At 62.2% G+C, this 25,425-nt stretch carries 20 protein-coding genes and 3 rRNA genes (1 of these 23 only partly in view); 5 read left to right on the top strand and 18 right to left on the bottom strand.

From position 1 onward, the window contains the following. Positions 1-13 precede the first annotated feature (13 nt). Positions 14-1,300 (top strand): phosphate regulon sensor histidine kinase PhoR, encoded by a 1,287-nt coding sequence (phoR, locus tag RAM80_RS17775; RefSeq protein WP_416427512.1) that lies wholly within the window; start codon positions 14-16, stop codon positions 1,298-1,300. 100 nt (positions 1,301-1,400) lie between these two features. Beyond that, entirely contained in the window at positions 1,401-2,741 is a 1,341-nt protein-coding gene (locus RAM80_RS17770) for a hemolysin family protein (RefSeq protein WP_416421784.1), read from the top strand. A gap of 14 nt (positions 2,742-2,755) precedes the next feature. Here the strand turns inward: RAM80_RS17770 and RAM80_RS17765 are convergent, their stop codons facing one another. From RAM80_RS17765 to RAM80_RS17725, 9 genes are all read right to left on the bottom strand, one after another. Beyond that, positions 2,756-3,652: a peptidoglycan DD-metalloendopeptidase family protein gene (locus tag RAM80_RS17765; protein ID WP_416421783.1), complete on the bottom strand. Its 897-nt coding sequence runs from the start codon at positions 3,650-3,652 to the stop codon at positions 2,756-2,758. A 33-nt stretch (positions 3,653-3,685) separates the two neighbouring features. Further along, positions 3,686-4,027 carry a hypothetical protein gene (locus RAM80_RS17760; protein WP_416421782.1) on the bottom strand — a complete coding sequence of 114 codons (342 nt, stop codon included), beginning with the start codon at positions 4,025-4,027 and terminating at the stop codon, positions 3,686-3,688. 163 nt (positions 4,028-4,190) lie between these two features. Beyond that, positions 4,191-5,102 carry a response regulator gene (locus RAM80_RS17755; RefSeq protein WP_416421781.1) on the bottom strand — a complete coding sequence of 304 codons (912 nt, stop codon included), beginning with the start codon at positions 5,100-5,102 and terminating at the stop codon, positions 4,191-4,193. 162 nt (positions 5,103-5,264) lie between these two features. Beyond that, positions 5,265-6,023 carry a phosphate signaling complex protein PhoU gene (gene phoU / locus RAM80_RS17750; RefSeq protein WP_416421780.1) on the bottom strand — a complete coding sequence of 253 codons (759 nt, stop codon included), beginning with the start codon at positions 6,021-6,023 and terminating at the stop codon, positions 5,265-5,267. Positions 6,024-6,146: 123 nt separating this feature from the next. Beyond that, positions 6,147-6,983, bottom strand: coding sequence for a phosphate ABC transporter ATP-binding protein PstB (pstB, locus tag RAM80_RS17745; RefSeq protein WP_416421779.1), 837 nt, complete (start codon positions 6,981-6,983; stop codon positions 6,147-6,149). An 85-nt stretch (positions 6,984-7,068) separates the two neighbouring features. Next, positions 7,069-8,739, bottom strand: coding sequence for a phosphate ABC transporter permease PstA (gene pstA, locus RAM80_RS17740; protein WP_416421778.1), 1,671 nt, complete (start codon positions 8,737-8,739; stop codon positions 7,069-7,071). A gap of 17 nt (positions 8,740-8,756) precedes the next feature. Next, on the bottom strand, positions 8,757-10,790 hold the full coding sequence (locus RAM80_RS17735; protein WP_416427511.1) for an ABC transporter permease subunit: 2,034 nt from the start codon (positions 10,788-10,790) through the stop codon (positions 8,757-8,759). 391 nt (positions 10,791-11,181) lie between these two features. Next, entirely contained in the window at positions 11,182-12,168 is a 987-nt protein-coding gene (locus RAM80_RS17730; RefSeq protein WP_416421777.1) for a phosphate ABC transporter substrate-binding protein PstS, read from the bottom strand. Positions 12,169-12,395: 227 nt separating this feature from the next. Continuing rightward, a complete protein-coding gene (locus tag RAM80_RS17725; RefSeq protein WP_416421776.1) occupies positions 12,396-13,685 on the bottom strand; it encodes an MFS transporter in 1,290 nt (429 codons plus the stop codon). 366 nt (positions 13,686-14,051) lie between these two features. Between RAM80_RS17725 and RAM80_RS17720 the strand changes: the two genes are divergently transcribed. Beyond that, a complete protein-coding gene (locus tag RAM80_RS17720) occupies positions 14,052-14,453 on the top strand; it encodes an acyl-CoA thioesterase (RefSeq protein WP_008366910.1) in 402 nt (133 codons plus the stop codon). 69 nt (positions 14,454-14,522) lie between these two features. Next, entirely contained in the window at positions 14,523-15,422 is a 900-nt protein-coding gene (locus RAM80_RS17715) for a D-hexose-6-phosphate mutarotase (protein WP_416421775.1), read from the top strand. A gap of 82 nt (positions 15,423-15,504) precedes the next feature. On the opposite strand, the gene RAM80_RS17710 is transcribed toward RAM80_RS17715, so the two are convergent. The 6 genes from RAM80_RS17710 to RAM80_RS17685 all read right to left on the bottom strand — a co-directional run bounded on the left by RAM80_RS17710 (position 15,505) and on the right by RAM80_RS17685 (position 19,866). Then, positions 15,505-16,044: a DUF3299 domain-containing protein gene (locus RAM80_RS17710; RefSeq protein ID WP_416421774.1), complete on the bottom strand. Its 540-nt coding sequence runs from the start codon at positions 16,042-16,044 to the stop codon at positions 15,505-15,507. Positions 16,045-16,120: 76 nt separating this feature from the next. Next, complete coding sequence (locus tag RAM80_RS17705) at positions 16,121-16,369, bottom strand: GlsB/YeaQ/YmgE family stress response membrane protein (protein WP_416427510.1); 249 nt, start codon at positions 16,367-16,369, stop codon at positions 16,121-16,123. 91 nt (positions 16,370-16,460) lie between these two features. Further along, positions 16,461-17,543, bottom strand: a complete 1,083-nt coding sequence (locus tag RAM80_RS17700; protein ID WP_027980846.1) for a 5-(carboxyamino)imidazole ribonucleotide synthase — start codon at positions 17,541-17,543, stop codon at positions 16,461-16,463. 9 nt (positions 17,544-17,552) lie between these two features. Further along, positions 17,553-18,044: a 5-(carboxyamino)imidazole ribonucleotide mutase gene (gene purE / locus RAM80_RS17695; protein ID WP_416421773.1), complete on the bottom strand. Its 492-nt coding sequence runs from the start codon at positions 18,042-18,044 to the stop codon at positions 17,553-17,555. 397 nt (positions 18,045-18,441) lie between these two features. Continuing rightward, entirely contained in the window at positions 18,442-18,867 is a 426-nt protein-coding gene (locus tag RAM80_RS17690; RefSeq protein WP_416421772.1) for a hypothetical protein, read from the bottom strand. A 93-nt stretch (positions 18,868-18,960) separates the two neighbouring features. After that, a complete protein-coding gene (locus tag RAM80_RS17685) occupies positions 18,961-19,866 on the bottom strand; it encodes a LysR substrate-binding domain-containing protein (protein WP_416421771.1) in 906 nt (301 codons plus the stop codon). A 168-nt stretch (positions 19,867-20,034) separates the two neighbouring features. Between RAM80_RS17685 and RAM80_RS17680 the strand changes: the two genes are divergently transcribed. After that, positions 20,035-21,459, top strand: a complete 1,425-nt coding sequence (locus RAM80_RS17680) for an aspartate ammonia-lyase (RefSeq protein WP_416421770.1) — start codon at positions 20,035-20,037, stop codon at positions 21,457-21,459. A gap of 660 nt (positions 21,460-22,119) precedes the next feature. Here RAM80_RS17680 and rrf (RAM80_RS17675) read toward each other — a convergent pair. The 3 genes from rrf (RAM80_RS17675) to RAM80_RS17665 form a co-directional block, all read right to left on the bottom strand. Continuing rightward, positions 22,120-22,235, bottom strand: a 5S ribosomal RNA gene (gene rrf / locus RAM80_RS17675). Positions 22,236-22,348: 113 nt separating this feature from the next. Continuing rightward, positions 22,349-22,464, bottom strand: a 5S ribosomal RNA gene (rrf, locus tag RAM80_RS17670). Positions 22,465-22,607: 143 nt separating this feature from the next. Continuing rightward, positions 22,608-25,425, bottom strand: a 23S ribosomal RNA gene (locus tag RAM80_RS17665); it runs 75 nt beyond the window's last position.

The following is a 25,425-nucleotide window of genomic DNA, read 5'->3' as shown; positions in this document are numbered from 1 at the left end:
CCTGATCAGGCACATGCTGATATTGGTCACGCTTTGCCTGTTGGCAGGGCTGGTCAGCGGTTATTACGGCTGGTGCCTGGCCACGGGCCTGGCCCTGTACCTGGGCTGGACCCTCAAGCAACTGCTGCGCCTGCACCGCTGGCTCAACCAGCACCAACCCGACGAAGCACCACCCGATGGCTACGGCCTGTGGGGCGACGTGTTCGACAGCATCTACCACCTGCAACGCCGCGACCAGCGCGTGCGCGGGCGCCTGCAAGCGGTGATCGACCGCGTGCAGGAATCCACCGCAGCCCTGCGCGATGCGGTGATCATGCTCGACAGCGAAGGCAACCTTGAGTGGTGGAACCGCGCCGCCGAAACCCTGCTGGGCCTCAAGACGCCCCAGGACGGCGGCCAGCCAGTGACCAACCTGGTGCGCCACCCGCGCTTCAAGGAATATTTCGAGGCCGAGAACTACGCCGAGCCGCTGGAAATCCCCTCGCCCATCAATGACCGCATGCGCGTGCAGATGCTGATCACCCGCTACGGCAACAACGAGCACCTGATGCTGGTGCGCGACGTGACCCGTATCCACCAGCTGGAGCAGATGCGCAAGGATTTCATCGCCAACGTCTCCCACGAACTGCGCACGCCGCTGACGGTGATCGCCGGCTACCTGGAAACCCTGCTGGACAACGTCGAGGACGTGAACCCGCGCTGGGCCAGGGCCCTGCAACAGATGCAGCAGCAGGGCGGGCGCATGCAAACGCTGCTCAACGACCTGCTGTTGCTGGCCAAGCTGGAGGCCACCGACTACCCCTCCGACACCCAGCCGGTGGCGGTCTACGCCCTGCTGCAGTCGATCAAGAGCGACGCCCAGGCCCTGTCCGGGCAGCGCAACCAGCGCATTACCCTGGAAGCAGACGACAACATCCGCCTCAAGGGCAGCGAGTCGGAGCTGCGCAGCGCGTTTTCCAACCTGGTCTTCAACGCGGTGAAGTACACCCCCGCCGAGGGCAACATCCATATCCGCTGGTGGGGCGACGGCAAGATGGCCTACATGAGCGTGCAGGATTCGGGCATCGGCATCGACGCCAAGCACCTGCCGCGGCTGACCGAGCGCTTCTACCGCGTGGACTCCAGCCGCGCGTCGGCCACCGGCGGCACCGGCCTGGGCCTGGCCATCGTCAAGCACGTGCTGCTGCGCCACCGCGGGCACCTGGAGATCAGCAGCACGCCGGGCCAGGGCAGCACCTTCACCTGCATTTTCGCCCCGCAGCAGCTGGTGATGCAGGCACAAGGCCTGAAGGTCCTCTAGGCAAGCGCCCCTTCAGCCGCTACATTGATAGTCTTGTGCCTGCATTTCAGGCACCGCTGCCACCCCCTTTTTCTGAAGACGGAACCCGTAAAACTCCATCATGGACCCTTCCCCTGGCTTTACCCTCGCTTCACTCTTCGCCGACTTCGGCATGATTCTTTTCGCTGTGCTGCTGGTGTTGCTCAACGGCTTTTTCGTAGCCGCCGAGTTCGCCATGGTCAAGCTGCGCTCCACCCGCGTGGAATCCATCGCCGAGAAAAACGGCTGGCGCGGGCAGATCCTGCGCACCGTGCACAGCCAGCTCGACGCCTACCTCTCCGCCTGCCAGCTGGGTATCACCCTGGCCTCCCTGGGCCTTGGCTGGGTGGGTGAACCGGCCTTCGCGCACCTGCTGGAACCGCTGCTGGAAGCGGTGGGCGTGCAGTCGCCGGAAGTGGCCAAGGGTATCTCGTTCTTCAGCGCCTTCTTCGTCATCTCCTACCTGCACATCGTGGTGGGCGAGCTGGCACCCAAGTCCTGGGCCATCCGCAAGCCCGAGTTGCTGTCCATGTGGACGGCGGTGCCGCTGTACCTGTTCTACTGGACCATGTACCCGGCCATCTACCTGCTCAACGCCAGCGCCAACGCCATCCTGCGCATCGCCGGCCAGGGCGAGCCTGGCCCGCACCACGAGCACCACTACAGCCGCGACGAGCTGAAACTGATCCTGCACTCCAGCCGTGGCCAGGACCCCAGCGACCAGGGCATGCGCGTGCTGGCCTCGGCCGTGGAAATGGGCGAGCTGGAAGTGGTGGACTGGGCCAACTCCCGCGAGGACATGGTCAGCCTGGACTTCAACGCCCCGCTGAAGGAAATCCTCGCGCTGTTCCGCCGCCACAAGTTCAGCCGCTACCCGGTGTATGACGCCCAGCGCAACGAATTCGTCGGCTTGCTGCACATCAAGGACCTGCTGCTGGAACTGGCGGACCTGGACCATATTCCCGAGTCGTTCAACCTGGCCGAGCTGATTCGCCCGCTGGAGCGCGTGTCCCGGCACATGCCGCTGTCGCGCCTGCTGGAGCAGTTCCGCAAGGGCGGAGCGCACTTCGCCCTGGTGGAAGAAGCCGACGGCAAGGTGATTGGCTACCTGACCATGGAAGACGTGCTGGAAGTACTGGTTGGCGACATCCAGGACGAACACCGCAAGGCCGAGCGCGGCATCCTGGCGTACCAGCCGGGCAAGCTGCTGGTGCGTGGCGACACGCCGCTGTTCAAGGTGGAACGCCTGCTGGGCGTGGACCTGGACCACATCGAGGCGGAAACCCTGGCCGGCCTGATCTACGACAGCCTCAAGCGCGTGCCTGAAGAGGAAGAAGTGCTGGAGGTCGAAGGCCTACGCATCATCATCAAGAAGATGAAAGGCCCCAAGATCGTCCTGGCGAAAGTGCTGCGCCTGGAGTAATCAGGCCCTTCTGGTTATTTATTGCCCAACGCAAAGTTGGGCAACGTGCCCACCGGTTGGTTGAACTGGAAGGGTATGGACTCCAGCCCCAGGCCCACGTTGCGCTGCACCACGAAGTGCAGGTGCGGCCCGGTGCTGTTGCCGGTATTGCCCGAACGCGCCAGCGGCGTGCCCACCGCCACGTGCTGGCCTTCGCGCACACTCACCGAACCTTGCATCAGGTGCAGATAAACGCCCATCGTGCCGTCATCGTGCAGTATCCGCACGAAATTGCCGGACGGGTTGTTGCCACCGCTGCCCTGGTCGTTTTCCACTTTCACCACCGTGCCGCCCCGGGCAGCGATGATCGGCGTGCCCACGGGCATGGCGATGTCCATGGCGTAGCGGCTCTTGGGCCCGAAATGGCTGAAGGTGCCGTTGGGGCCCTGGGTCAGGCGAAAGGGGCCACCCACCCACGGCAGGGGGTAGCGGTAGCCCATGGGGGCGGTCGAAGGGTTGCCCAGTGAGTAGCGAAACTTCTGCGAAAACCGTAGCGCCTGCCCCGGCTTCTGCGCCACCAGGGTGGCCAGGTCGATGGTCGAGCGTGCCGGCAGCACCCGCCGTACCAAGGACGGCGCGCCAGCGCGCACGTTGCCCAGGTTGGCCAGGCGCAGCTCCACTTCCACGGGTGCGTACAGTTCGTTGCGGGCGGTGAAGGTGGTCACGCCCAGCTGCTTGCGCACGTCCAGGTGCACCTGCTGGTCCAGCCGCTCGGTCATGCGGTCGGCGAACACCAGCACCTTGGCGTTGCGGGTGGGCCGGTCCGTGTAGGACGTCACGCCATAGGCGTCGGTGTACTTGTAGATGGTGGTGGCTGCCGCGTGGCCGCTGCTTAGCGCCAGCGCGCAGAGGAGAAAGGTACGAAGCTGCATGATGGCATTCTGCAATATGGGCCTCGGCCAAGATTAGCAGGTGTGCCCGCGCCTTGCGCAAGCCGCATGGCGGATGACAGGGTAAGCGGGGTCGCAGGCGACCGGACGGTAGGTGCCGGGTTCCAGGCGCACCAGTTCATAGCGCACGCTGCCATTGCCATCCACTCGTTGCAAGGCTACCCAGGGCTGGCCCCAGGCGTCGAAATGGTCGATGGGCCAGGCCAGGCGGGCCTCCTTGAGCAGGCGGTAGCCCTTGAGGTCCATGTTTGCCAGGCCGGCGGGCACGTCGGTGACCCACACGTTGTAGTCAAGCCAGACCAGTTCGTCACCGGGGTTGAGGGGGTCGTGCAAGGGCTGGCAAAGGTCGCAGGGCATGGTCGGGGGGCACTCCGTGGGGGAGCTGCAAGCATGCGCGCGAAGCCCTGGGAGGGGCAGCGTAACGATTCCCAAAGTTGTGTAGGAAGTTGCTCCCTGTGGGGCCTTGGACGCAGCCTTCGGCAGCTGCTACGGGTTGTGTAGCAGCGGCCGGCAGGCCGCGTCAGGCGCCAGGGACGAAGTGTTTCTGGGCGGTGCCGCGGGCGATCAAGCGCGAGATGTAGTCGAGCTTCTGCGCGTCCTGGTCGACGAAACGGAAGGTCAGCTGCAGCCACTCGCTGTCCGGCTTGGGCTCGTGGGCGACCACGGCGTGCAGGTAACCGTTGAGGCGTGCCACTTCGGCGTTGTCGCCCTGCTCCAGGTCGAGCACGGCGTTCTCCAGCACCTGGGGCAGCACTTCCCCACGGCGCACCACCAGCAGCGCCTCCTTGAGGCTCAGGCCCTTGATCACGCATTGCTGGGTGCCGCTGGACAGGCGCAGCTGGCCCTGGCCACGGTTGCCGCTCGGCGCCGCCGGGGTTGCGCCAGGGCGCGGGGCGTTGTTGAGCAGGCCGCCACGCGGGGCTGCTGCCGGTGCAGCGGCCGCGACCGGGCGCGCCACTTCGGCCTTGCCGCCGGTCAGGGCGCTGAGCGAGTCATTGGCAAAGGCAGAACCGGCGCGGGACGGGCCCGTGGCCATTACCGCCTCCAGCTTGCCGATCTTGGTCAGGGCTTTCTTCACCTTGGTCAGCAGCTGTTCGTTGGTGAAGGGCTTGCCGATGAAGTCGGAAACGCCGGCCTGGATGGCCTGCACCACGTTTTCCTTGTCGCCGCGGCTGGTCACCATGATGAACGGCATGGCCTTGAGGTTATCCTGCTCGCGGCACCAGGTCAGCAGCTCCAGGCCCGACATTTCCGGCATCTCCCAGTCGCACAGCACCAGGTCGAAATTGTCCTTGATCAGCATCGCCTGGGCCTTGCGGCCGTTCACGGCGTCTTCGATGACCATGCCCGGAAAGTAGTTGCGCAAGCACTTTTTCACCAGGTCACGGATGAAGGGCGCATCATCCACAACCAGCACACTGACCTTACTCATTGACCACTCCTAAGATTACCCGGCAAGCATAGCGCTGACTGATGGCCATTTGCCAAAACTAATGAGTCACGCCGGGACTCTCTGTTCACGGGTGCCATTTCTTTTCACGGCCCGCAAACGAAAATGCCCGGCGCTAGGCCGGGCATTTGTAGTCGGGCAGTCTTACTTATCGTCCGAAACACCCGGAACATTAGCGCGATCGGCACGGCCCTGGACTTCCTCGCGCATGCGCGCCAGGCCCAGGTGACGCACGTCGGTGCCGCGCACCAGGTAGATCACCAGCTCCGAGATGTTGCGCGCGTGGTCGCCGATGCGCTCCAGCGAACGCAGGGCCCAGATCACGTTCAGCACCTGGGAGATGGAGCGCGGGTCTTCCATCATGTAGGTGACCAGCGCGCGCAGCGCGGTCTTGTACTCGCGGTCGATGGTCTTGTCGTACTGGGCCACCGACAGGGCCAGGTCGGCGTCGAAGCGGGCGAAGGCGTCCAGCGCCTCGCGGACCATGCGGCGCACCTGGTCGCCGATGTGGCGCACTTCCTCGTAGCCCAGCGGCGACTGGCCTTCCTCACACAGCTGGATGGCGCGACGGGCGATCTTGGTCGATTCGTCGCCGATGCGCTCCAGGTCGATCACCGACTTGGAGATGCTGATGATCAGGCGCAGGTCGGAAGCGGCCGGCTGGCGACGGGCGAGGATGCGCAGGCATTCCTCGTCGATGTTGCGTTCCATCTGGTTGATCTGCTCGTCAACGTCACGCACTTGCTGGGCCAGGCCCGAGTCGGCGTCGATCAGCGCGGTGACCGCGTCGTTGACCTGCTTCTCTACCAGGCCGCCCATGGCCAGCAGGTGGCTGCGGACTTCTTCCAGCTCGGCGTTGAACTGCTGGGAGATGTGGTGGGTAAGGCTATCTTTATCAATCATGGGTCGCTCCGCGACAGCTTTGAGACTTAAAGCTGCAATCTACAAGTGGTTAAGTGGTAATCCAGAACACAAACGCAGTACCGCTTCTGCTTGCCGCGTGAAACTGCAAGCTTGCAGCTACCTCTAGCCATACCGACCGGTGATGTAGTCCTCGGTCTGTTTTTTCGCAGGGTTGGTGAACAGAGTGTCGGTGTCGCCGAACTCCACCAGCTTGCCCATGTACATGAACGCCGTGTAATCGGACACCCGGGCAGCCTGCTGCATGTTGTGTGTCACGATCACAATGGTGTATTTGGATTTCAGTTCGTAGATCAGTTCCTCAACTTTCAACGTTGAAATCGGATCAAGTGCCGAACAAGGCTCATCGAGCAACAATACCTGCGGCTCCACCGCAATGGTACGGGCGATCACCAGGCGCTGCTGCTGGCCGCCGGACAGGCCCAGGGCCGACTCGTGCAGGCGGTCCTTGACCTCGTCCCACAGCGCCGAGGCCTTCAGCGCCCACTCCACCGCCTCGTCGAGCACGCGCTTCTTGTTCACGCCCTGGATGCGCAGGCCGTAGACCACGTTCTCGTAGATGGTCTTGGGGAATGGGTTGGGCTTCTGGAACACCATGCCCACGCGGCGGCGCAACTCGGCCACGTCCTCGCCCTTGCGGTAGATGTTGTGGCCGTCGAGGTTGATCTCACCTTCCACGCGGCAGCCGTCCACCAGGTCATTCATGCGGTTGAAGGTGCGCAGCAAGGTTGACTTGCCGCAGCCCGACGGGCCGATGAAGGCGGTGACGCGCTGCTTGGGGATGTCCAGGGAGACGTCGAACAGCGCCTGCTTGTTGCCGTAGAACAGGTTCAGGCCGGGCACCTGGATGGCCACGGTCTCGTTGGCCATGCTCAGGCCCTGGCGCTTGCGGCCGATGGCGGAAAGGCTGATGCCACCGGGGGTGTTGGGGTCTTGCTGCATGGGTGGCTCCCTACGCGTTCAGTGCGTTGGTTGAGCCGCCCGCCTCGCATCGAGGGGGCGGCTGGCGAGTGCCAAGGGGGGACGGTCAGTTGTCCAGCGCCTTGTACTTCTCGCGCAAGTGGTTACGAAGGGCGACGGCCGACAGGTTCAGCGCGGCAATCACCAGCACCAGCAGCAACGCCGTGGCATACACCAGCGGGCGTGCGGCCTCGACGTTGGGGCTCTGGAAGCCGACGTCGTAAATATGGAAGCCCAGGTGCATGATCTTCTGGTCCAGGTGCAGGTACGGGTACACCCCGTTCAACGGCAGCGACGGCGCCATCTTCACCACACCCACCAGCATCAGCGGGGCTACTTCGCCTGCGGCACGGGCCACGGCCAGGATCATGCCGGTCATCATCGCCGGGCTGGCCATGGGCAGCACGATCTTCCACAGCGTCTCGGCCTTGGTGGCGCCCAGCGCCAGCGAACCTTCGCGCAGGCTCAGCGGGATGCGCGCCAGGCCTTCCTCGGTGGCCACGATGACCACCGGCACGGCCAGCAGCGCCAGGGTCAGCGAGGCCCACAGCAGGCCGGGCGTACCGAAGGTCGGTGCCGGCAGTGCCTCGGGGAAGAACAGGCGGTCCAGGGAGCCACCCAGCACGTAGACGAAGAAGCCCAGGCCAAACACACCGTAAACGATAGCCGGTACGCCGGCCAGGTTGTTCACGGCAATGCGGATAAGCCGGGTCATGGGCCCCTGGCGCGCATATTCACGTAGGTACACCGCCGCCAGCACGCCGAACGGGGTAACGATCATGGCCATGATCAGGGTCATCATCACCGTGCCGAAGATGGCCGGGAACACGCCGCCTTCGGTGTTGGCCTCGCGCGGGTCCTGGGTCAGGAACTCCCAGACCTTCATGCCGTAGTAATACAGCTTCTTGAACAGGCCCATGTTGTTCGGCTGGTAGGCGTGCAGCACCTTGCCCATGCTGATTTCCAGGACCTTGCCGTTGACGTCGCGCACGGTGATGCTGTCGCGCTCGATGGCCTGGTGCAGGTCACCCAGGCGCGATTCGATGTCCTGGTACTGACCCTTGAGCGCGGCACGCTCGGCGTCCATGTCGGCCTGGGCGGTGGCGTCCAGGCGGTGCTCCAGCTCCAGCTTGCGGCCATGCAGGCGGATGCGCTCGAGCTGGGCATTGATGGAGCCGATCTCGCCCTTCTCCAGGCGGTTGAGCTGGCGCGCCAGGTCTTTCACGCGGTCCAGGCGCGGGTAGAACTCATTGAACACGGCGTCGCCCTCGGCGACCACCTTGCCGTTCTCCTTGACGTCCAGCAGGTAGCCGATGAAGTTGCCCCACTCGCGGCGCTCGACGCTCACCAGCTCCGGCGGCTTGCTCTGGTCCTGCAGCCAGTCGCCCACCACCCACATGAAGTCAGCGCCGTTGATGTCGCGGTTGCCGACCTTGATCAGCTCGCGGGTCATGAACTCCGGGCCTTCCTTGGGCACCGGCAGGCCGGCGCCGGCCAGTTGCGCGCGGGGCACTTCGTCGCGCTGCACCACTTCGCCAATCAGCAACTGGGGCGGCTGGCCGGGCACGTTGTAGCTGGCGCGCACCAGGTCGGCCGGCCAGAAGTGGCCCAGGCCGCGCACGGCCAGCACCGAGAGCAGGCCGACGGTCATGATCACGGCGATGGACACCGCGCCACCGCTGAGCCAGACGCCGGGCGAGCCACTCTTGAACCAGCCCTTGAGAGAATCCTTTTTCACGGATCGCTACCTTTCTACTAAAGCGACGAGTATTTCTTGCGAAGACGCTGGCGAATCAGCTCGGCCAGGGTATTCATCACGAAGGTGAACATCAGCAGCACCAGTGCGGCCAGGAACAGCACGCGGTAGTGGCTGCTACCCACCTCCGACTCGGGCATTTCCACCGCCACGTTGGCGGCCAGGGTGCGCATCCCCTCGAACAGGTTCATCTCCATCACCGGCGTGTTGCCGGTGGCCATCAGCACGATCATGGTCTCGCCCACGGCGCGGCCCATGCCAATCATCAGCGCCGAGAAGATACCGGGGCTGGCGGTGAGCAGCACCACGCGCGTCAGGGTCTGCCAGGGCGTGGCACCCAGCGCCAGCGAGCCCAGGGTGAGGCTGCGCGGCACGCTGAACACGGCGTCCTCGGCGATGGAGTAGATGTTGGGGATCACCGCGAAGCCCATGGCCAGGCCCACCACCAGAGCGTTGCGCTGGTCATAGGTAATGCCCAGGTCGTTGCTGATCCACAGGCGCATGTCGCCGCCGAAGAACCAGGCTTCCAGGTGCGGGCTCATGGCCAGCGAGCCCCAGCCCACCAGCAGGATGACCGGCACCAGGATCGCGCTTTCCCAGCCATCGGGCACCCGCAAGCGAATGGACTCCGGCATCCGGCTCCAGGCGAAACCGGCCACCAGGATACCGATGGGCGTGAGCATCAGCAGGCTGAAGATGCCCGGCAGGTGCCCTTCCAGGTACGGCGCCAGGAACAGCCCGGCGAAGAAGCCGAGGATTACCGTAGGCATGGCCTCCATCAGCTCGATCACCGGCTTGACCTTGCGGCGCAGGCCCGGGGCCATGAAATAGGCGGTGTAGATCGCGGCGGCGACGGCCAGCGGCGCGGCCAGGAACATGGCGTAGAACGCCGCCTTCAGGGTGCCGAAGGTCAGCGGCGACAGGCTCAGCTTGGGCTCGAAGTCCGACGTGGCGGCAGTGGACTGCCAGACGTACTTGGGCTCGTCATAGTTTTCGTACCAGACCTTTTCCCACAGCGCGCTCCAGGACACCTCCGGGTGCGGGTTGAGCAGAACCATGGGCACCAGGCGCCCGCCCTCCTCGACCATGATGCGGTTGGCACGCGGCGACAGCGCCAGCACGCCCGGGCCCTGTGCCACCTGCTGGACCAGCAGGGTGCGGTGCGCGGTGCTGTGGAACACGCCCAGCTGGCCCACCGCGTTGACGGCGATGAAGCCCTTGCGGCGCTGCTCGGCGGTGATATCGACGATAGGCGCGCTGCCCATCTGGAAGTCGCGGATGTGCTTGAGGCGCGGCTCGCCATCAGGGTCGCGGGCCATGAACCACTGCGCCAGGCCGCCCTTGGAGGTGCCGACGATCAGCGAGATGCCGCCCACCAGCTGGGTGCTGGCGGTGATTTCGGCGTTGGCGTCTTCCAGCAGCTTGTAGCGGCCATTGAGGCTCTTGTCGCGCAGGCTGAACACGTCGGCCTGGGCGCGGCCATTGATCACGTACAGCCACTGCTGGCGCGGGTCGACGAAGATGGCCTTGACCTGCTCGGTCATCTGCGGGAGTTCGATGGCGGCCTGGGTGGTCTCGGTGTCGCCCGTCAGCATGTTCTCCGACTTGGTCAACGACAGCACATGCAGCTGCGGCCCAGTGGAACCGGCGACGATCAGGGTGTCGTCAGTGGCGCTGAGGTTGACGTGTTCCAGGGCCCGGCCCTGGTCGTCCAGGGTCAGCAGCGTCGGCCCGTAGGGAAACTCGATGTTCGGGGTAATGGTCTTGTGCCCGTCGGGGTACGTCACCTTGTAGGTGTGACGGAAGATCATCGACTGGCCGTTGGACAGGCCCAGGATCACCAGCGAGCTGCCGGGCTGGTCTTCGCCGATGGAAGCCACGGTGACGCCGGGCGGCAACGGCAGGTCCACGCGCTTGAGTTCGCTGCCGTCGCGGGTGCTGAAGAACAGCGCCTGGCCGCGATCGGAAACGCGCATGCCCACCTGGTTCTGTTCTTCCAGGGCAATCATCAGCGGCTTGCCGGCGTCCTGCATCCAGGCGGGGGCGATCGGCGCCTTCACCGTCAGTTCGGCGCCCTTGAACAGCGGCAGCACCACGTAGGCGAGGTAGAAGAAAATCAGGGTGATGGCCGCGAGCACGGCCAAGCCGCCCACCAGTACAAACCAGCGGGAAAGGTGGTCCTTGAGCGCCCGCAGCTTGCGCTTGCGCACCAGCTCCGGGGTGTTGAAGTCAATGCGCTCCGGGGGTTTGCGCGGGGTCATTGGAGAGTTGGCCAGATCATTCATGCGCACACCCTAGCGGCCTCGTATTACAGAAACATGACAGTGAATTGACGCAACAAGGTCTACCGCCCAGGCAGGCTGGGCAGTACACCAGGTGAATCGTTAAGCGAGCCCTCTAGAACGGGCCCGCCAGACATTCTACTTACTTTGCGCCTTCACTCAGCCCCAGATCTGCCAATGCTTTGGCAGCGACCTTGGCTGGTAACGGGATGTAACCATCTTTTACCACGACTTGCTGACCGGATTGTGACAGCACCAGCTTGACGAATTCGGCTTCCATGGGCGGCAGGGGCTTGTTCGGCGCCTTGTTGACGTACAGGAACAGGAAGCGCGACAGCGGGTATTTGCCGTTCAGGGCATTCTCCTCGGTGTCCTCGACGAAGTTGGTGGTGCCTTTCTTGGCCAGGGCCACGGTCTTCACGCTGGCAGTCTTGTAGCCGATGCCCGAATAGCCGATGCCGTTGAGCGAGCTGCTGATGGACTGCACCACCGAGGCCGAGCCGGGCTGCTCGTTGACGTTGGGCTTGTAGTCACCCTTGCACAGCGCCTCTTCCTTGAAGTAACCGTAGGTGCCTGACACCGAGTTGCGGCCGAACAGCTGCACCGGCTTGGTGGCCAGGTCCCCGGTCACGCCCAGGTCACCCCAGGTTTTCACGTCGGCCTTGGCACCACACAGGCGGGTGGCGGAGAAAATCGCGTCCACCTGCTCCATGGTCAGGTGCTCGATGGGGTTGTCCTTGTGCACGAACACCGCCAGGGCATCCACCGCAACCGGAATAGCCGTGGGCTTGTAGCCGTACTTCTGTTCGAAGGCCTGCAGTTCAACATCCTTCATGCGACGGCTCATGGGGCCGAAGTTGGCGGTGCCCTCGGTCAGCGCGGGTGGCGCGGTGGACGAGCCGGCCGCCTGGATCTGGATATTTAAGTTGGGGTATTCCTTCTTGAACGCCTCGGCCCACAGGGTCATGAGGTTGGCCAGGGTGTCGGAGCCGACGCTGGACAGGTTGCCCGAGACGCCGGTGGTCTTCACGTAGGCAGGAATCGCAGGGTCGACGGCGGCATGGGCCTGGACGGTGACGGCACCCGCGGCGACGAAGCTGATCGCGGCCATCAAACGCTTGATTGTCATGGGGTGAGTCCTGGAAATAGGTTGTTCGAATGGGGTCGGGCGCAGTATCGGTAGCCCATATGAACATTCTATGTACGGATTATGACAGCCGGATGACTGGCCATTACCGCATGTTGCAGGGCGCAACCCCGTAGCAGCGGCCCGTAGGCCGCGTCCAGCGTCCCAGCGCCGAGCCTGCACCTGCGCGGCGCCTGGGACGCGGCCTAGGGGCCGCTGCTACGGGAAGTTCAGCGTTTTTTTGCCAGCAGGTAGAGGCCAACGAAGAGGCCGATCATGCAAATCCCTGCAACATAATAAGCCGGGCCCATGGGGTCGGATTTCAGCAGCAGCGTCACGATCATCGGCGTCAGGCCACCGAAGATGGCGTACGCCAGGTTGTAGGAGAACGACAAGCCGGTAAAACGCACCACCGCCGGGAACGCCTTGACCATCACGTAGGGCACGGCGCCGATGGTGCCCACGAACAGGCCGGTCAGCGCGTACAGCGGGAACAGCCACTCGGGGTGCGCGTGCAGGCTGTGGTAGAACACCCAGGAGCTGGCCAGCAGCGCCAGGCTGCCGCCCACGAACACCCGGCCGGCGCCCAGGCGGTCGGCCAGGGCGCCGGCGCACACGCAGCCGATGCTGAGGAAGACGATGGCCAGGCTGTTGGCCTGCAGCGCCACCGAAGGCGAGAAGCCGTACACGGTCTGCAGCACGGTGGGGGTCATCAGGATCACCACCACGATGCCGGCCGACAGCAGCCAGGTCAGCAGCATCGACACGGCGATGGCGCCGCGGTGGTCGCGCAGCACCGCGCGCAGGGGAATTTCCTCGGCCAGCGCCTTGCGCTGCTGCAGCTCGGCGAACACCGGGGTTTCGTGCAGCCAGCGGCGCAGGTACACCGACATCAGGCCGAATACACCGCCCAGCAGGAACGGAATGCGCCAGGCGTAGTCCGAGACTTCGGCAGCGCTGTAGAGGCTGTTGATCAGGGTGGCCACCAGGGAGCCGAGCAGGATACCCGCCGTCAGGCCCGAGGTCAGGGTGCCGCAGGCGTAGCCCACGTGGCGCGCCGGCACGTGTTCGGAAACGAACACCCAGGCCCCGGGTACTTCGCCGCCAATGGCCGCGCCTTGGATGACGCGCATCAACAGCAGCAGGATGGGCGCCCACAGGCCGATCTGCGCGTAGGTAGGGAGCAGGCCCATGATCAGGGTCGGCACGGCCATCATGAAGATGCTCAGGGTGAACATCTTCTTGCGGCCCAGCAGGTCACCGAAGTGCGCCATGACAATGCCGCCCAGGGGGCGTGCCAGGTAGCCAGCGGCGAAAATGCCGAAGGTCTGCATCAGGCGTAGCCATTCGGGCATGTCGGCGGGGAAGAATAATTTGCCCACCACGGTGGCGAAGAACACGAAAATAATGAAATCGTAGAACTCCAGCGCACCGCCCAGGGCGGAAAGCGACAAGGTCTTGTAGTCGTTGCGGGTCAAGGGGCGCGCCGGTTGCGCGTGACTCGATGGCACGGAGGTCATGTCTATGGCTTCTCTTATAGGCATTACGGCAACCCTCACCAGGGCTGCTTGCGGCTGGCAGGTGGGGCACGATAGCAAATTGCTCGAAAAAGCACATTGATCGTGGTTTTCCAGCGCCAAGTGAGACTTGGACGGTCGTCGCTACTGTTATCGCGCTATATACTGCGCGTCTGTAGGAATTTTCTGTTTGGTTACAAGGTATTTGTGCGAAAACGTCGCTATATGCGGTAGCCGATTTCGCAGAGTTACCCTTGGAGCGCCTCTACCGGCGAAAGCAGCGTAGTATGAAGCTGAATCGTTTTATATGAGGCGTCATCGTATTACGCCAACGCTATTGAGAGTTTTTGGGTCAGAGGCACCCCAGGCATGATTGAACTCGAACAAGAAGATCCTATCCCACAAGGCGATCTCGCCTTGCAGATCACCGCATTGCCCCGTGAAACCAACGGTTTCGGCGATATCTTCGGTGGCTGGCTGGTCGCGCAGATGGACCTGGCCGGCACCGCCATGGCCAGCAAAGTCGCCGGTGGCCGCGTGGCTACCGTGGCCATCGATCGCATGGCCTTCCTGGTACCCGTTGCAGTGGGCGCGCAATTGTCTTTCTATACCCAGACCCTGGAGATCGGCCGCAGCTCGATCCAGATGATGGTCGAGGTGTGGAGCGACGATCCGCTGTCCAGCGAATGGCGCAAGGTAACCGAGGCAGTATTCGTGTTCGTGGCCATCGACGGCAGCGGGCGTACCCGTTCGGTACCGCCGCGGCGCTGAGTGCCGGAAAACTCGGCGGCTGTTTCAGGGTCAACTGCATATCTATTGGATTGGAAGCGAGAACTGCGCATGTCTACCCCCCAGGTCGAGTCGGTCAAACTGGATGAATTGAACTGCTGGCGCATCAGCCACAGCGGTGCCGAACTGCTGGTCGCCCAACAGGGCGCGCAGATCCTCAGTTATCAACGCGATGGCGAACAGCCGCTGATATGGCTCAACGACAAGGCGGTATTCAAGCACGGCACGCCCGTGCGCGCCGGCGTGCCGGTGTGCTGGCCGTGGTTCGGCATCTTCGCCCGCAACCCGCAGTCGGTGCAGGCCATGTACAAGGCCGAGCCCGCGCCCACCCACGGCCTGGTGCGGGCCATGGACTGGCAGCTACACGGCATCGACAGCGCCACCGATGACAACCTGCGCATCGACTTCACCCTGCCCGAGGCCGAAGGCAAGCTGCCGGGCTGGCCGCACAAGGTGGCGTTGAAGCTGAGCATCGTGCTGGGCGACCACCTGGGCATCAGCCTGACCAGCACCAACCTGGGCGACGAGCCCGTCACCATCAGCCAGGCGCTGCACAGCTACTTCGCCGTGAGTGACGTGCGCGACGTGCATGTGGAAGGCGTGGCGGGCCTGAAGTACATCGAGACCCTGGAAGACTGGCAGGTACGCGAGCAGGCCAGCGAGCTGCGCTTTGCCGGTGAAACCGACCGCATCTACCAGCAGGTGCCGGCGCAACTGACCATCGTCGACCCGGTCTGGAAGCGTCGCGTGCGCCTGACCAGCAGCGGCTCGAACGCTGCGGTCATCTGGAACCCGTGGATCGATCGTGCGTTGAAGCTCGACGACATGGCCGATGATGGCTGGCAGCGCATGCTGTGCATCGAGACCGCCAATGTGATGGATGACGTGGTGGTGTTGCTGCCAGGTGCCGAGCACACCCTGGGCGTCACCGTAGTCAGCGAAAAGCTCTGACACCTCCCCGTAGCAGCTGCCGCAGGCGGCGTCCGGCCCCGACCGTGGTGCCTGGGACGCAGCCTGCGGCAGCTGCTACGGGTTAGAGGTCGGACTCTACGACTACTCGCACTTTCGATGCGTCCATCGCGTAGGCCGCGTCGGCCATATCGTTACTGACCTTCTCCACTTTCAGCGTGCCGATCGCCCACAGCGGCGTGTAGATGTCATCCAGCTTCAAGCCCTTGGGGTAGCGAATCAGGATCATCTGGTTCGGCGGCGGTGGCGGCACGTGGATGCAGGCGCCTGGGTACGGCACCAGGAAGAACGCCGTGGCACGGCCCTTGGCGTCGGTCTCCAGGGGCACTGGGTAGCCGCCGATGCGGATGTTCTTGCCATCCATCTCGGGCACGGTCTTGGTCGAATACATCACCGCCGGCAGGCCCTTGCTCTGCTTCAGGCCGCCCTTGTGGGTGAAGTTGCCGTCGCCCTCTGGGGTGTTGTGGGTGATCTCCGGCATGGCCTCCAGGGCCTTCTGGTCCGACTTGGGCATGAGCGACAGCCAGTCGGTTTCCGGGAGTTTTTCCGCGGCGTGAACAAGGCCGCTGAAGACGAGCAGGGTGGCAAGAAGAATACGGCGCATGAAGGGCCTCGACACAAAATGAGTCGGGCATTCTAGCCCTCTCCAGGTGCCAGCGGAGAGGGCCATTGGGCGATTGTCAGTCGTTTTTCTTGATCATGCCGTAGATCACCAGCAGGACGATCGCGCCGATCACCGCACCGATGAAGCCCGCTGCCTGACCCGCCTGGTAGATGCCCAGCGCCTGGCCTCCATAGGTGGCTACCAGGGAGCCGCCGATGCCCAGCAGGATGGTCATGATCCAGCCCATGCTGTCGTCGCCGGGCTTGAGGAAGCGTGCCAGCAAGCCAACGATGAGGCCGATGAAGATGGTGCCGATGATGCCCATGTGAAACCCTCTGATTGACTGCATTAGCCAAAGCCTAGTTGCGCTTTGGCTTCCTGCAATCAGAGGGCTCAGCGGGGAGGATGGTTCCCTGTCAGGCGCCGATCAGGGCTTCGACTGCCTTGATCTGTTGCTGCAGGGTGGCCATGTCGGCGCTGCGCAGGGTGGCGTGGCCCACCTTGCGGCCAGCCTTGAAGGCCTTGCCGTAGTGATGCAGGTGGCAGTCGTCGATGGCGATGACCTTATCCACAGGCGGCACTTCACCGATGAAGTTGAGCATGGCGCTTTCGCCGACCTTGGCGGTCGAACCCAGCGGCAGGCCAGCCACGGCGCGCAGGTGGTTCTCGAACTGGCTGCACTCGGCGCCCTCGATGGTCCAGTGCCCGGAGTTGTGCACGCGCGGGGCGATCTCGTTGGCCTTCAGGCCACCGTCCACCTCGAAGAACTCGAAGGCCAGCACGCCGACGTAGTCCAGGTGCTTGAGCACGCGCCCGGCATAGTCTTCGGCCAAAGCCTGCAACGGGTGGTCGGTGCTGGCCACGGACAGGCGCAGGATGCCGCTGTCGTGGGTGTTGTGCACCAGCGGGTAGAAGCGGGTCTCGCCGTCGCGGGCGCGCACGGCAATCAGCGACACTTCGCCGGTGAACGGCACGAAGCCTTCCAGCAGGCATGGCACGCTGCCCAGCTCGGCGAAGGTGCCTTCGACGTCAGCCTGGCTACGCAGCACTTTCTGGCCCTTGCCGTCGTAACCCAGGGTGCGGGTCTTGAGCACGGCCGGCAGGCCGATGCTGGCTACGGCGGCGTCCAGGTCGGCTTGCGACTGGATGTCGGCGAACGTCGGCGTAGGCACGCCCAGGTCCTTGAACATGCTCTTTTCGAACCAGCGGTCGCGGGCGATGCGCAGGGCGTTGGCGCTCGGGTATACCGGCACGAACTGCGACAGGAACGCCACGGTCTCGGCCGGCACGCTTTCGAACTCGAAGGTCACCAGGTCGACTTCGTCAGCCAGCTGGCGCAGGTGGTCCTGGTCGCCGTAGTCGGCACGCAGGTGCTCGCCCAGGGGCGCGGCGCAGGCATCCGGCGCCGGGTCCAGGAAAGCGAAGTTCATACCCAGCGGCGTACCCGCCAGGGCCAACATGCGGCCCAGCTGGCCGCCACCGATAACACCGATCTTCATGAAAGAGCCTCAGGCCTGACGCGGGTCTGGATTTTCCAGCACGCTATCTGTCTGTTCAGTGCGGAATTGCTTGAGCACGGCGTGGAATTGCGGGTGCTTGGCGCCCAGGATGCTGGCCGACAGCAGCGCGGCGTTGATGGCGCCGGCCTTGCCGATGGCCAGGGTGGCGACCGGGACGCCGGCCGGCATCTGCACGATGGACAGCAGCGAATCGACGCCCGAGAGCATGGAGGACTGCACCGGTACGCCCAGCACCGGCAGGTGGGTCTTGGCCGCGCACATGCCTGGCAGGTGGGCAGCGCCACCGGCACCGGCGATGATCACTTCGATTCCGCGGCCTTCCGCTTCCTCGGCATACTGGAACAGCAAATCGGGCGTACGGTGGGCCGAGACCACGGTGACTTCGTACGGAATACCGAGCTTGTCCAGCATATCGGCGGTGTGGCTAAGGGTGGACCAATCGGACTTGGAGCCCATGATCACGCCAACCAGTGCACTCATCGTCGAGCCTCTTCTCTTGGGCGCCCGCAGGCGCGTCAAAAAACAACAAGCCACGCAGGAAAACCGGCGTGGCTTGTTATGCGAATTATGGCCGGCAAAACCGACCGAAGGCCGCGCAGTATACCGCAAAGATCGCGGATAAATAGACCTTCTATCAGCGCTGAAAACCGCGGTTTTACTGACTTAAAAGTCAATCCGAAACCAGCGATTTGCGGGCAGCGAATGCCAGCTCAAGGCTGGCGTTTAAGTTGGCGACGCAATCTGAAGTTATCACCGGCCAAGGCCACCAACGCGATCGTGTTCAGTAGCGCAAATCCATCGGTTCCCAGGTTATGCCAAAAACCCCAGGCCAAGACGGCGACGACTGACGCGGCGACCACTAGAAATATCGAGTCCTTCATACGACAACCTTGGCGTTGAGATAATGCCGGCGGCCTGGTAATTGAGGCTTGTACACACCAGGAAATTTGATGAGGCATGCGCTCAGCCAATGTCGCTCCAGATTATTGTCGCGTGCAATGGCCAGAACATCGGCAATCGAGAGGCCGCCCGACAAGCTTCGGCCTGTGGCAACAGCGATACTGCCAATGACCGCGCCGACGTAAAACGCGGCTGAACAGGCACCGATTACCGCCAGCTTTTCCAGACGGGTCCCTGCACTGATCAACTCACCCAGGGTGACCGTCTTGCCAAACTTGTCAATCTGGGTAAGTAGGGTCGAAGCAGTCCCTACTGCCGCCGATAAGGTACCGAATAGCGATTCGGGCGCCGGCAGCCCCATGCTTTCCATATTTTCTTTGAAGTAGTCGTAGAAGCTTGCCATTCATCAATCCTTTGCGGCCTTCGAATCAGGCCGGCTATCCATGTAGCGCGCAAGCCTAAGGGATCATTATTCAAAGCTCAATCGCATGGCGAGTTATCCCGCAGCCGCGCCGCCCTCCAGCTTGCGCCACAGCAGGCGCACATTGGCCTTCCTCACCAGTGCGCAGCGGTACAGGCGAATCTCCAGTGGCACGTGCCACTGCGGGCCGCCGCACACTACCAGCTCGCCCCGCTTGAGCTCGGCCTTGGCGCTCAGGTGCGGCACCCAGGCAATGCCCAGGCCTTCCAGGGCCATGCTCTTGAGGCTATCGGCCATGGCGGTCTCATACACCGTGGTGTAGCGCAGGTTGCGCTGGCGCAGCAGCAGGTTCACCGAGCGGCCCAGGAAGGCGCCGGCGCTGTAACCCAATAGAGGAAAACTGATGTCGTGTTCCAGGTCGTACAGCGGCTTGCCGTCCGGCCCCACGGCGCAGACCGGGATCATTTCGGTGTGCCCCAGGTGCAACGACGGGAAAATCTCGGCGTCCATCTGTAACGCGGCGTCCGGGTCATAGAAGGCCAGCATCAGGTCGCAGCCACCTTCGCGCAAAGCATGCACGGCGTCACCGACGTTGGTGGCCACCAGCCGCGTGGCGATGTTCAGGCCTTCATTACGCAGCTGCGCGATCCAACTGGGGAAGAAGCCCAGGGCCAGGGAGTGGGCGGCAGCCACCTGCATGACCTCGCCCTGCCCGCCCTCCAAGTGATGCAAATGACGCAAGACTTCGCCCAATTGTTCCACCACGGTTCTCGCGGTCACCAGGAACAGCTGGCCAGCCGCCGTCAGCTCGATGGGCGTGCGCGAGCGGTTGACCAATTGCAGCCCCAGGGCAGCCTCAAGGCTGCGGATTCTGCGGCTAAACGCGGGCTGCGTGACAAAACGGCGCTCCGCAGCCTGGGAAAAGCTGCGGGTGGCGGCCAGGGCACTGAAGTCCTCCAGCCATTTACTCTCAAGATTCATCAGCGACCTCCGGGGCGCCTTACGTTCTGGACGACTGATGCGTCACACGACCTATTATGCCGTTTATGCATAGGGCAGTGTCTAACAGCATTGGCCGACGATTGGTCACAAGCCTAGCATTGGCAGCGTTCCGGCACATGCCGGGTCCACATTGAGATTATCTCTATCATGTCCTCCGCTGCATCACCGCGCATCGAAAAAGACCTGCTTGGCGTTCTCGAAGTCCCCGCTGAAGCGTACTACGGCATCCAGACCCTGCGAGCGGTTACCAACTTCCGCCTCTCGGGCGTTCCGATCTCGCACTACCCCAAGCTGGTCGTGGGCCTGGCCATGGTCAAACAGGCCGCTGCCGACGCCAACCGCGAGCTGGGCCACCTCAGCGATGCCAAGCACGCCGCCATCAGCGAAGCCTGTGCTCGCCTGATCCGCGGTGACTTCCACGAGCAGTTCGTGGTGGACATGATTCAAGGCGGCGCTGGCACTTCGACTAACATGAATGCCAACGAAGTCATCGCCAACATCGCGCTGGAGGCCATGGGCCACAGCAAGGGCGAGTACAAATACCTGCACCCCAACAACGACGTGAACATGGCGCAGTCGACCAACGACGCCTACCCTACCGCGATCCGCCTGGGTCTGCTGCTGGGTCACGACGCCTTGCTGGCCAGCCTCGACAGCCTGATCCAGGCCTTCTCGGCCAAGGGCCAGGAGTTCTCCCACGTACTGAAGATGGGCCGTACCCAGCTGCAGGACGCGGTACCGATGACCCTGGGCCAGGAATTCCACGCGTTCGCCACCACGCTGACCGAAGACCTCAACCGTCTGCGCAGCCTGGCGCCGGAGCTGCTGACCGAAGTCAACCTGGGCGGTACCGCCATCGGCACCGGCATCAACGCCGACCCGCGCTACCAGGCCCTGGCCGTATCGCGCCTGGCCACCATCAGCGGCCAGCCGCTGGTACCGGCTGCCGACCTGATCGAAGCCACCTCCGACATGGGTGCCTTCGTGCTGTTCTCCGGCATGCTCAAGCGCACCGCGGTGAAGCTGTCGAAGATCTGCAACGACCTGCGCCTGCTGTCCAGCGGCCCGCGCACTGGCATCAACGAGATCAACTTGCCAGCGCGTCAGCCAGGCAGCTCGATCATGCCAGGCAAGGTCAACCCGGTGATCCCGGAGGCCGTGAACATGTGTGCCTTCGAAATCATGGGCAACGACCTGGCCCTGACCATCGCTGCCGAAGGTGGCCAGCTGCAGTTGAACGTGATGGAGCCGCTGATCGCCTACAAGATCTTCGACTCGATCCGCCTGCTGCAACGCGCCATGGACATGCTGCGCGAGCACTGCATCGTCGGCATCACTGCCAACGAAAAGCGCTGCCGCGAACTGGTCGAGCACTCGATCGGCCTGGTCACCGCGCTGAACCCGTACATCGGCTACGAGAACGCCACCCGTATCGCCCGCATCGCGCTGGAAACCGGCCGCGGCGTACTGGAACTGGTGCGTGAGGAAGGCCTGCTGGACGAAGCCAGCCTGGAAGACATCCTGCGCCCAGAAAACATGATTGCTCCACGCCTGGTGCCGCTGAAGGCCTGACCTTCACCACCACGCGCTGCTACACCGCTCACCAGGTCGAGGGACTAGACACCTCTCACCTTTTGAGGGCCCCGGGCTTGTCCCGCGGGCCCTTTTTTTTGCCTGGCGTTTGGGTAAGGAATGGGGCGGCTACTACAGGTGCCGAAGGCTGCGTACGGGGCCTATGGGATGTCAGCCATTGCGCGTGGTCCATGACGCGGCCTGCGGCCGCTGCTACAAGTGCCGTGTACCCCGTAGCAGCTGCCGAAGGCTGCGTCCGGGGCCTATGGGGTGTCAGCCATTGCGCGTGGTCCATGACGCGGCCTGCGGCCGCTGCTACAGGTGCCGTGTCCCCGTAGCAGCTGCCGAAGGCTGCGTCCGGGGCCTATGGGATGTCAGCCATTGCGCGTGGTCCATGACGCGGCCTGCGGCCGCTGCTACAGGTGCCGTGTACCGCGTAGCAGCTGCCGAAGGCTGCGTCCGGGGCCTCTGGGGTGTCAGCCATTGCGCGGGGGCCATGACGCGGCCTGCGGCCGTGTACCGCGTAGCAGCTGCCGAAGGCTGCGTCCGGGGCCTATGGGGTGTCAGCCATTGCGCGGGGCCGCTGCTGCGGAAGATTTTGCGCAGCCCATAACGACAAAACCCCCGTCTGCGCTAGCAGACGGGGGTTTCGGAATTCAATCTTGACGATGACCTACTCTCACATGGGGAAACCCCACACTACCATCGGCGATGCATCGTTTCACTGCTGAGTTCGGGATGGGATCAGGTGGTTCCAATGCTCTATGGTCGTCAAGAAACTCTGTGTGCCGATCCGTCACCGCAGTGACGTTCCAGCCAAAAATGATGGAGCTTCTACTAAAAGACAAAACCCCCACCTGCGTTAGCAGATGGGGGTTTCGGAATTTAATCTTGACGATGACCTACTCTCACATGGGGAAACCCCACACTACCATCGGCGATGCATCGTTTCACTGCTGAGTTCGGGATGGGATCAGGTGGTTCCAATGCTCTATGGTCGTCAAGAAATTCTGTAGCTAGGATGCCCTTTGGGAGGCATTCCAGCGAATCGGGTATGTGATGGTATTTGTGAATCAGCAAACTTTCGGTTCGTATCATCTTCACAACACCGCAATCTGGTCGTTCGACGCAAATTGCTTGGGTGTTATATGGTCAAGCCTCACGGGCAATTAGTATTGGTTAGCTCAACGCCTCACAGCGCTTACACACCCAACCTATCAACGTCGTAGTCTTCGACGGCCCTTTAGGGAACTCAAGGTTCCAGTGAGATCTCATCTTGAGGCAAGTTTCCCGCTTAGATGCTTTCAGCGGTTATCTTTTCCGAACATAGCTACCCGGCAATGCCACTGGCGTGACAACCGGAACACCAGAGGTTCGTCCACTCCGGTCCTCTCGTACTAGGAGCAGCCCCTCTCAAATCTCAAACGTCCACGGCAGATAGGGACCGAACTGTCTCACGACGTTCTAAACCCAGCTCGCGTACCACTTTAAATGGCGAACAGCCATACCCTTGGGACCGGCTTCAGCCCCAGGATGTGATGAGCCGACATCGAGGTGCCAAACACCGCCGTCGATATGAACTCTTGGGCGGTATCAGCCTGTTATCCCCGGAGTACCTTTTATCCGTTGAGCGATGGCCCTTCCATACAGAACCACCGGATCACTAAGACCTACTTTCGTACCTGCTCGACGTGTCTGTCTCGCAGTCAAGCGCGCTTTTGCCTTTATACTCTACGACCGATTTCCGACCGGTCTGAGCGCACCTTCGTACTCCTCCGTTACTCTTTAGGAGGAGACCGCCCCAGTCAAACTACCCACCATACACTGTCCTCGATCCGGATAACGGACCTGAGTTAGAACCTCAAAGTTGCCAGGGTGGTATTTCAAGGATGGCTCCACGCGAACTGGCGTCCACGCTTCAAAGCCTCCCACCTATCCTACACAAGCAAATTCAAAGTCCAGTGCAAAGCTATAGTAAAGGTTCACGGGGTCTTTCCGTCTAGCCGCGGATACACTGCATCTTCACAGCGATTTCAATTTCACTGAGTCTCGGGTGGAGACAGCGCCGCCATCGTTACGCCATTCGTGCAGGTCGGAACTTACCCGACAAGGAATTTCGCTACCTTAGGACCGTTATAGTTACGGCCGCCGTTTACCGGGGCTTCGATCAAGAGCTTCGCGTTAGCTAACCCCATCAATTAACCTTCCGGCACCGGGCAGGCGTCACACCCTATACGTCCACTTTCGTGTTTGCAGAGTGCTGTGTTTTTAATAAACAGTCGCAGCGGCCTGGTATCTTCGACCGGCATGGGCTTACGGAGCAAGTCCTTCACCCTCACCGGCGCACCTTCTCCCGAAGTTACGGTGCCATTTTGCCTAGTTCCTTCACCCGAGTTCTCTCAAGCGCCTTGGTATTCTCTACCCAACCACCTGTGTCGGTTTGGGGTACGGTTCCCGGTTATCTGAAGCTTAGAAGCTTTTCTTGGAAGCATGGCATCAACCACTTCGTCGCCTAAAGGCAACTCGTCATCAGCTCTCGGCCTTAGAATCCCGGATTTACCTAAGATTCCAGCCTACCACCTTAAACTTGGACAACCAACGCCAAGCTGGCCTAGCCTTCTCCGTCCCTCCATCGCAATAACCGGAAGTACAGGAATATTAACCTGTTTTCCATCGACTACGCTTTTCAGCCTCGCCTTAGGGACCGACTAACCCTGCGTCGATTAACGTTGCGCAGGAAACCTTGGTCTTTCGGCGTGGGTGTTTTTCACACCCATTGTCGTTACTCATGTCAGCATTCGCACTTCTGATACCTCCAGCAAGCTTCTCAACTCACCTTCACAGGCTTACAGAACGCTCCTCTACCGCATCACCCAAAGGTGATACCCGTAGCTTCGGTGCATGGTTTGAGCCCCGTTACATCTTCCGCGCAGGCCGACTCGACTAGTGAGCTATTACGCTTTCTTTAAAGGGTGGCTGCTTCTAAGCCAACCTCCTAGCTGTCTAAGCCTTCCCACATCGTTTCCCACTTAACCATGACTTTGGGACCTTAGCTGACGGTCTGGGTTGTTTCCCTTTTCACGACGGACGTTAGCACCCGCCGTGTGTCTCCCATGCTCGGCACTTGTAGGTATTCGGAGTTTGCATCGGTTTGGTAAGTCGGGATGACCCCCTAGCCGAAACAGTGCTCTACCCCCTACAGTGATACATGAGGCGCTACCTAAATAGCTTTCGAGGAGAACCAGCTATCTCCGAGCTTGATTAGCCTTTCACTCCGATCCACAGGTCATCCGCTAACTTTTCAACGGTAGTCGGTTCGGTCCTCCAGTCAGTGTTACCTAACCTTCAACCTGCCCATGGATAGATCGCCCGGTTTCGGGTCTATACCCAGCGACTAAACGCCCTATTAAGACTCGCTTTCGCTACGCCTCCCCTATTCGGTTAAGCTCGCCACTGAATATAAGTCGCTGACCCATTATACAAAAGGTACGCAGTCACAGAACAAAGTCTGCTCCCACTGCTTGTACGCATACGGTTTCAGGATCTATTTCACTCCCCTCTCCGGGGTTCTTTTCGCCTTTCCCTCACGGTACTAGTTCACTATCGGTCAGTCAGTAGTATTTAGCCTTGGAGGATGGTCCCCCCATATTCAGACAAAGTTTCTCGTGCTCCGTCCTACTCGATTTCATGACTAAGAGATTTTCGCGTACAGGGCTATCACCCACTATGGCCGCACTTTCCAGAGCGTTCCGCTAATCTCAAAGCCACTTAAGGGCTGGTCCCCGTTCGCTCGCCACTACTAAGGGAATCTCGGTTGATTTCTTTTCCTCAGGGTACTTAGATGTTTCAGTTCCCCTGGTTCGCCTCTTGCACCTATGTATTCAGTACAAGATAACCATCTTATGATGGCTGGGTTCCCCCATTCAGACATCTCCGGATCACAGTCTGTTTGCCGACTCCCCGAAG

Origin of the sequence: Pseudomonas sp. App30, assembly GCF_047947025.1 — a bacterium.
Lineage (GTDB): Bacteria > Pseudomonadota > Gammaproteobacteria > Pseudomonadales > Pseudomonadaceae > Aquipseudomonas.
This window is presented reverse-complemented; position numbering and strand designations above follow the sequence as displayed.